The organism is Bacillus sp. JJ1532, assembly GCF_036965085.1.
GTDB lineage: Bacteria > Bacillota > Bacilli > Bacillales > Cytobacillaceae > Cytobacillus.
On the sequence record NZ_JBALOW010000047.1, the window covers coordinates 25,398 to 34,077 of the forward strand.

Annotated in this window: 8 protein-coding genes and 1 pseudogene; 2 read left to right on the forward strand and 7 right to left on the reverse strand. The window is 37.0% G+C overall.

Annotated features, from left to right (window positions below):
• Nucleotides 1-177: 177 nt before the first annotated feature.
• Nucleotides 178-960 (forward strand): hypothetical protein, encoded by a 783-nt coding sequence (locus V7122_RS17140; protein ID WP_335354829.1) that lies wholly within the window; start codon nt 178-180, stop codon nt 958-960.
• Between the two features lie 42 nt (nt 961-1,002).
• On the opposite strand, the gene V7122_RS17145 is transcribed toward V7122_RS17140, so the two are convergent.
• Entirely contained in the window at nt 1,003-1,806 is an 804-nt protein-coding gene (locus V7122_RS17145; protein ID WP_335354830.1) for an RDD family protein, read from the reverse strand.
• 99 nt (nt 1,807-1,905) lie between these two features.
• On the opposite strand from V7122_RS17145, the gene V7122_RS17150 reads away from it, so the two are divergent.
• Nucleotides 1,906-2,886 carry a stage II sporulation protein M gene (locus V7122_RS17150; protein ID WP_335354831.1) on the forward strand — a complete coding sequence of 327 codons (981 nt, stop codon included), beginning with the start codon at nt 1,906-1,908 and terminating at the stop codon, nt 2,884-2,886.
• Here the strand turns inward: V7122_RS17150 and V7122_RS17155 are convergent.
• The 6 genes and pseudogenes from V7122_RS17155 to V7122_RS17180 form a co-directional block, all read right to left on the reverse strand.
• The gene (locus tag V7122_RS17155; protein ID WP_335348223.1) at nt 2,864-4,165 is read right to left on the reverse strand and encodes a DUF58 domain-containing protein; all 1,302 of its coding nucleotides are present in this window, start codon (nt 4,163-4,165) and stop codon (nt 2,864-2,866) included. The genes V7122_RS17150 and V7122_RS17155 overlap by 23 nt on opposite strands.
• Before the next feature lie 7 nt (nt 4,166-4,172).
• Entirely contained in the window at nt 4,173-5,102 is a 930-nt protein-coding gene (locus V7122_RS17160; RefSeq protein WP_335354832.1) for an AAA family ATPase, read from the reverse strand.
• Complete coding sequence (locus tag V7122_RS17165) at nt 5,099-6,235, reverse strand: DUF4350 domain-containing protein (protein ID WP_335527788.1); 1,137 nt, start codon at nt 6,233-6,235, stop codon at nt 5,099-5,101. The genes V7122_RS17160 and V7122_RS17165 overlap by 4 nt, the downstream gene beginning before the upstream one ends.
• A gap of 17 nt (nt 6,236-6,252) precedes the next feature.
• Nucleotides 6,253-6,894, reverse strand: coding sequence for a DUF4129 domain-containing protein (locus V7122_RS17170; protein WP_335527791.1), 642 nt, complete (start codon nt 6,892-6,894; stop codon nt 6,253-6,255).
• Between the two features lie 27 nt (nt 6,895-6,921).
• Complete coding sequence (locus V7122_RS17175; protein WP_335354834.1) at nt 6,922-7,830, reverse strand: hypothetical protein; 909 nt, start codon at nt 7,828-7,830, stop codon at nt 6,922-6,924.
• A gap of 358 nt (nt 7,831-8,188) precedes the next feature.
• Nucleotides 8,189-8,680 (reverse strand): annotated as a pseudogene (locus V7122_RS17180) (purine-cytosine permease family protein); the annotation flags it as partial.

Sequence of the window (8,680 nt, forward strand, 5' to 3'; positions counted from 1 at the left end):
CTTTACAATGGACTTTATTTAATTGATTATTGTTCTCATAAATAAAGTACCATTTATTTGAGTAAAGGATTGTGATGACCATCATACTCTTTAAGATTGAGTTAAGATTAGTTTCATGATAATCTAACCGTAATCTATTACATAAGCATACACAAATCTAAGAAAGGGTGAGTACTTATGGAAAATAGTTCAACTGTCAATTCCATAACCTATCTTCCTCCAAAAGGGACATATGAAACCTTTGTTGATGAAAACCATTACTCGGAGAAAGTTAGAGAATGGGGTCTATCAACAACGAAAGAGGTCAAAAAACAATTCCTATATAAGGAAAAAAACCTTCAGTATACTGTAACAGTAAAGGGCTATGAGGCTTATGAGAAAAACAACGAATTAAATACAATCATTATTGAATTTCAAGACGGGAGCTTATGCTGCATTCATCCTGCCTACCTAAAGGAAATGCAGGCTTCAAGCTTCGGAAAAGGTACCTTTACTGATGCAACTGCACAAGGCGCACCTTCCATTAGTCAAGAGGGACAAATGGAAGATAAACAGCCTGTGGAAAATAAAAGCATAGAAGAAATAAAAGAGCCAAAAAAGAAAAATGAGAAGAAAGAAAAGCCAGTTAAACTCGAGCTTCCCGAAGAGAAGGTTCATTTTACGGCAGCAGTAAAACAATTCGCTTTAAGCTGGAATAATTTTAATGAGGAAAATGATGAAGTTATTATCTTGGAGAATGTTGTCATCCTGCAAGAAAATCCAATTGATGTGGGACTATCTTGGTGCTCTCACTCAAAGACTTTGAAGAAATATGAACTGGCACCTGGTGATATCCTTGAATTCGATGGGAAAATCGTTAAGAAGAAATTACCTAAAGGCAAAGATGTGGAAGAAGAATTTATTGTTGCCGACCCAGTCTTGTATAAAATTAATAATCCTTCTAAAATCAAAAAAGGCTAAAGGGACGTTCAATCCGTTCCCTTAGCCTTTTTCCTTTAGTTATCATAGCTCATATTCCCATTCATCTTTTAAATGTAAATATAGGACGAGCAGATTGTTTTCTAAGTCCTGAAAGCTTTTCCCTCTTGCATCCACCCTTGCTTTTGGAAGCAATATTTCAGCTACTTGCCTTGTCAGTCTGATACTCTCTTCTTCTGGTAAGTGAATAAACCGGCTGCAATACGTTTTAACTAAGTTCCAATCCTTCGCTCCGAATGTTTTCAAAACCTGTTCCTCTACAAAGAGATCACTTTTTGCCAATCCGCGTTTTTCAATTTCTTTTTCTATAGGGGATAGCTTCTTTTTCTTTTTAGTATTTCTTTCATGTACAACGAGTGTTCCAGCGACAAGGTCCCCTATTCTCTTATGCTTAGAATGAAAAAAGATCATCATCATGCCAAGAAAATAATTGGCTGGCAGTGAATCAATAATACGGAGGAAATTGCGAATAAAGCTTGATAGCAGAGTAATGCTGTGGCCATTTTCTTGAATGACTCGCAGACCTAATGCTTTCTTGCCTATTGTTCGCCCGCCCGAAAAGTATTCAAATGCAAAAAAGTACCCCCAATTGAGAATGAACATTAAAATAATCGCGATCGCAACAGGGACAGAATTTATTTCAGACCATAGCAAGAGATCGGATTGTCCATATAAAATCATAAAAAGGACCATTACAATCAAAATGTTTACTATGATTAAGATGATCTGATCGATTAAATAAGCTGCAGTCCTGCTTCCAAGACCAGCCAGCTGAAAATTTAATGATACATATTCTGGAGTTTTTATTCCGATACGGTCTTGGTTCATGGAAATCCCCTCCATTTTTTATAATATTTCTCTAACTGTTTCTATTTTTCTACAAAATTACTATAATAAGGAGAAAAGCAGTAAGCAAGAGGTGTCAATATGAATGTTAAGCAATTTATAAAGCAGCACCGTGAAGATTGGCAGAAGCTTGAACAGATGGCAGCATCGATAAAGAAAAGAAAAAGGAATTATTCAGGTACGGACATTCACTATTTTTACAAGCTTTATCAAAAAGCTGCTCACAATCTATCATACAGTCAAACTTATTTTCCTAATGAAGACGTTACCCAATATTTAAATGCTCTCGTTTCAAAATCACACAATCTATTGTATAAAAATCAAATAACAAGTATGAAACAAATCCGCTATTTTTTTAGGACTAAATTTATTGGCTTATTAATTGAGCAATGGAAATTTATTATTGCCGCCATGCTTCTTTTTACTTTCGGCGCGGTAGGCAGCTTCTTTTCAGTTGTTGATGACCCGATGCATATTTACTCCATTCTTCCAGCAGATATCGCACAAGGTGTGGACCCTGACAAGTTAGGTAGCAGCGATGGAGCGGTTGATTCTTCATTCATGTCTGCCAGCATTATGACGAATAATATTCAGGTAGCAATTTTGGCCTTTGCCGGCGGTGTCACCTTTGGAATATTAACCATTTATTTATTAATTTATAATGGGATCATTGTTGGCGCACTTGCCGCTCTCTTTTGGAATCATGGGATGTCTTATGATTTTTGGGCATATATCGTCCCACATGGAATGATTGAGCTTACAGCCATATTTATCGCTGGTGGTGCTGGATTGTTAATGGGCTATAAGCTCTTCGTTCCAGGAAATTTATCAAGAGGCTTTCAGTTAAAGCAGCAAGCCAACCGATCTGTCCAATTATTGCTTGGAACCATTCCGTTATTTGTCATTGCTGGAATCATAGAAGGATTTATTACACCCGCGGCCATATCGATAGAAGCAAAGTATATCGTTGCTTTCATTACGGTCATTGGTCTAATCCTTTACATTGTGATTGGCAAGCTATCATTAATGAAGAAACAAGCTATAATAGATTCCGATTCATAATATCTATGTAATGAGAAACGGCTGTAACTGCTAGTTTTTCCTCAACGGCCTCTACCATTAAGAGGCCTTGTTTTTCCCATTTAAGCTTTTCCCTTTTCTTCATAAGCATTTGCTGCTGTGCGATGCTTTTTATCATTGCTTTTTGTACTTGGTCGGGCTTTGTATTGATTGTTTTTAATAGTGTCACATCTTCCAGGCCAATCATTAGAAATAAATGCCGTTGTCTAATCCGTTTTAAATAGGCAAGCGCTGTTTCCTCGTGAAGAAAGGTCGCGACATCACTAAATAGGAAAAGAAGGCTGCGCTTTTTCTGCATCGTTTCTAAATATTGCAGGACAGCAGCATAATTTGATTCAGCTGCATCCACTTCTAGATTATAAATGGCATGAAGAATCGTCTGCAAATGAGCCATCCCCTTAGCTGGAGGGACAAAGACTTTCACTTCCTTTGAAAATGCCAAGACGGACACATAATCCCCTTTTTGAAGGGCAGCTGCAGTTACAGTAAGAGCTGCTTCTAACGACCTTTCAAGCCGATTTCCCTTCTCCAGCTCAGCTCCCATCATTCGTCCACAATCAATTAATATCGTAATATACTTCCCATGCTCTGGTTCATATTCATTTGTCATCACTTCTCGCAGCTTGGCTGTTTGCCGCCAGTTAATTTTACGAGGATCATCCCCTACAACGTATCTGCGAATTTTGGCGAAGTCCCCTGATCCACTTTGCATCTTGCGGATTTTTACACCTTCGTATAATAAAAATTGCTGAGCATTTTCTAAATACTGCTTCGTCTCCGATAAATCGGGAATGACTTTAACTGAATCATGTAATTCGACCGTTATCTGCTTTTCCCATAAGCCTAAGGAACTGGTGTAGCGGAAATAAAGCTTATTTATCTCATATCTTCCCCTCACACTTGCCTTCGTTTCATATGAGTGTATGGTGGAAGAACCCATTGCAGCCTTTCCTTGAAAAGGAAAAGGACGATGAAAAACTTGAGGGATTCCATCTATGATTCTAAAATGAAAGGATTGCTGTGAATTATTATTTACCTCGATTTGGATGTAATATGTTTTCCCTCTTTCGATCTCTTCAGGAATAATACGTTTAAGAATAATCTGCTTTTTATTTGGTGATAACAGTAAATCTAGAAGACTTGCAGAAAATACAAAAATATTAACGATAATCACAAATTTCCATAAGATATTCAATACAGTTCCCATCAATAAAACGACAGAAAGGATAAAGAAAATAATCACTAATTTTTTTGTAGGCATTACCCCTCTATCTTGGAACAGGAATCGACCCCACAAGTTCTTCAATGATTTGGTCAACGGTCACTCCCTCCAATTCTATATGTGGAGATAACTGAATTCGGTGTCTTAACGCCGATTTTGCAACGATTTTTATATCATCTGGTGTAACAAAATCCCTACCAGCCATAAATGACCAGGCTTGAGCCGCTTTTCCAATAGAAATAGCAGCTCTCGTACTTGCCCCATAGCGGATGGTCTCTGATTCACGCGTTTTTCTTACGATTTGCATAATATAGTCTAAGACGCCTTCACCAATCGTAGATTTCTGAATTTCCTTTTTGATCGATAGAAAACGGTGCATATCAAGTATTGGTGTAACTAGACTGCTGTCAAAGCTGTTTTCAATAACTTGCTTTAAAACATTCTTCTCTTCCTCAAAATCTGGGAAGTCAATTTGTAGTTTAAATAAGAATCGATCCTGCTGTGCCTCTGGCAACGGATAGGTTCCTTCAAATTCAATTGGATTTTGCGTGGCCACAACAAAAAAGACTTCGGGCAGCTGATATGTTTCTCCTTGAATGGTCACTTGCTTTTCTTCCATTGCTTCTAGAAGTGCAGCTTGCGTTTTCGCAGGCGTTCGATTTATTTCATCAGCTAATAGAATATTTGTAAATACTGGACCTTTTAATGTTTGGAATGTGCTGTCTTTCATGTTATAAATAGTGCTGCCCGTAATATCACTAGGCAGGAGGTCTGGAGTAAATTGTATACGGTTAAAGCTGCCTCCAAGCAGGCTGGCAAGAGTTCTTACCATTTGTGTTTTACCAGTTCCAGGTACTCCTTCTAATAGCACGTGGCCTCCTGCTAATATGGCTGATAAAAGCAGCCTAAGATTTAATCTTTGGCCTAAAATTCGCTCTTCATATTTTTCCAATAAGGATGATAATTCTGTCCTCATCTTTCTTCCACCTCTTTCTTTAAACGATCAAGCTTTCTCGACCAAAGCAAGTATTCCTGCTTGTTTACTTTTTCATTAGCTAAAATATTGGATAACCCTGACAGAAGCGGTTGGATCTCGTTTTTTGGCATATTCATCCGCTTTCGTTCCAGAATATCTGAAAGATCCAGCCATTGTTTTTCATAAGGAATACCCCATCGTTCCTGCATGAGAAGCTTCACATAATCTGCCTGTATCAGTAATGAATCATGATATCTCCGGCCGCGAATATACCAAGCCGCTAAAGCCTGTAGGCTCTCATCGCTAAATCGAACCGATTCTTCTCTTAGACTATAGATTGGCCCGAATCGCTTTCCTTTGTGCCAAAGAAAAAGAGCAATAATGATGGTCGCTTGCAGCAACAGCAGCAAGAACCATTTTGGATATAAGGCAGAAATCTTTGGAGCGTTTTCCCCGCCATGTATGTATTCATCAAATAATATGGTATGTGTGTCCTCCTCAATTAATAGAGCCGATAGAAGAGAAGGATGATCATAGTCTAATATTTTCCCGTTTGTTATCCATTCAGGAGCAATGGAAACAATTAATTGTCCATTGCCAAAAGGGCGTTTTATTGCAACTGTACCTGCTTGATCAGACAATAAAATTTCATCCTGCAGATTTGTCTGAAGACGTACAGTTGGGCTTATTTCGGCTCGAAACTTATTTCCATCACGGCTGTATACATCAGCTGTACCATCAGATGATGCTTCCCCGTTAATTGGGGCCGAATTCAAATCAAACATGCCTTTAGGATTCTTATTAAATAATAGAATCGTATGCCCAGCTTTCATAAAATCGATGTAATCTTCCATTACTTCATTTTTAGGGAAAAATTGCGGCTCTGCCATGATAAGTAATTGTTTTTTCTCACCTTTGCTCAAAAGATTGGGGGCATGGGACCATTTCTTCACTTTCTTTTCCTTGCCTAAATACGTATACAATGCCTTTACACCTGTTGGCGAGGGAGAGTCCGATACATAATTGGGATAGTACTTAGGTTCAGGAGAAAAAGAGAAATAACTAATGATCATAAATAAGATTAGAAGTACGAGCAGATATATCCATGCTCGCCCATTTGAAAAAGATTTCAACAAGTTGACCTCCCCCCTTATCCCTCAAACTTAGCATCTGTTTCTTGGAGCCAATACATAGCTTCACTGCGGAACTGGATAAATTCTTCCTTTGTAATTTCACGTTCTCCATATGTCGCCTCATCAAATAAATTAGTAAGGTTAAAAAAAACTTTAGCCCAGCCAGTATTTTCTTTCTGAAGCTCGTCATAATATTCCCAGTTCGTCTTCCAGATCCTAGCTTCCAGCCATTCTCTCTCATGAAAATAAAGAAGCAGCGCTAAAAACATGTGTCGAGTTGATAATGTGTATTCCCCTAAAGACTCAAGTTTCCTGGCTTCTAATAAATGCTGCTGAAACGACCAATTCAATTCCTTCATAGATTGAAGTGGCTTTTTGTCACGCAGCATTCGATTTCGTTTCGTATTTCTTGCCATAATAAATACTGCTATACTGAGCAATAAAACAACGATGATGAGGATAACTATTAAAATAAATCCTGATACACCACTCGTTGGTTCGAAAGAAGGAAATAGTTTAGAAAGCTGCTCTGCTATCCATTTTTTCGCTTCTTCCCACCAAACCTCTATCATACTTTTAGAATCGTTATAATAAACTCGATATTCCTTGCCATCTAATATACGCTGAAGCTCATCCTTTGCCTTGTTCGTTTCCAACATTAATGATCACCTAACTTTGATAGGTAATTAATATTTATGATAGTCATCAATCATTTCCTTTAAGTCATCTGCATCATGCCTTATTTTTAAATCAAGATACATCACTCCATAGCCCACTGAAAGAATCATAGTAGTAAATAAAGTGACCAAATTTGAAATGATTGACAGTAATACACTATAGCCTAGAAATATACTAAACGTCATTTCCACTGCAAAACTAATGCTCGAAATAATTAAAAAGAATAAAAGGTATAGCCCCATTAAAATCCAAGTCCGATTTTGCGTGAGCCTCCAGCTATTTGAAAATCCAGGGGATTCCCGATCTAGTACAACGGAACCAAAATAAAAGCTCCAGCGAGTTAATAAATAGCCAATTCCAACTGCACAGCCCAGGAAGAGAATAATAGCTAATAGAATTCCAATGGCCGGATGCAAAATAGATCCAATGAATCCAGTTATACTAACAAAGAAAATGGGAACAATCACTAAACCAAATGTGATTAAACCAAACAAGATACTGCTGCCAATCATGGGCCAGAACCTAGAAAAGGCTTCTTTAATAACAGATCCAACTGTATATTCTTCATTTTTTCGAATATGGTTAATGGCGAATAGAATCGCTCCCTCTGCAACCGGAAATAATAGGAAACCAAGTAAACCTGTGAGGATTAAACCAATATCCGCTCCTATACTAGATACGGATGTTTCGGTTTCAACAAGACCAGATAGAATTTGTTCATACCAAACATCCCCACTCCTTAACTCTCTGAAGAAGCTAACTCCGGAAAATAGCTGAATAATCGCCTGAAGCAAATAGATCGGTCCTATTAAAATAAGTAAAATCATAAAAAAATCTTTAAATCGATTTTTACTTAAACTAAAGGTGTGATCTAATATTTCACTGAATCCTTTTGGCTTGTTAAACTTTGAGTTCAATTGTAGTACTCCTCCTGACTTTGAAAACTAAATGGTAATATTGCCTATTTTATCATTATTCTTACTTATATTGAGTAGAAAGTTGTAAATAAACGTAAAAACAGGACCTAACCCCCAGTGAAAAAAGCATTCATTAATTGGGGGTTAGGTCCTAATGTTACTAAATGTTATTTATTTTAGAAGTGAAATTTTTCCACCGCTAATTCTTTTTTATGGAAATGAAATTTAATTATTGTAATATAAATGACGATTGAATACCTTTTATATTTAGAATTTTAAAAGCGTATTTGTCGTTCTCTCTGTATTAATTAATCTATTTAATAATTTAATTGAAGTATGGCGCAAGCATTTTAAATCTTTATCCAATAAATTCATTGGATGAAACATCAGTAGCTTCTTTTTTACTGTAATATTTTCCTTTAGTTGCAATAGCTAAAACAATCGTAAGGACAAATGCTAAGATCGCTGCGAAAAATGCTGCTACATTTTGTAGAAAGGCGCCTAAATATCCGAAAGCAGCAATGGAACCAAGTACGCTTGATACAATAATTGAAATGACACCAACAGGATTCCAGGCATATAGATATTCTTGGCGATGTTCAAAATAATTAGGGCCAATTTTTAATATTCTCTTTACTACAACGGCATCACTTACTAAAATTGCTGCCCATGATAATAGAAAGACTCCTTGGAAGGTTAGTAGATTCCCTAAATGATCTAATACTCCACCTAGCATTAAGATAATTGCAGCAACCGATGTAAAAACAACCCAGAATGTTCTCCCTGGTTTAAATTTAAATACGTTTTCAAAAAAGCTTGCCAATGACAATGATCCACTATATAAATTAGT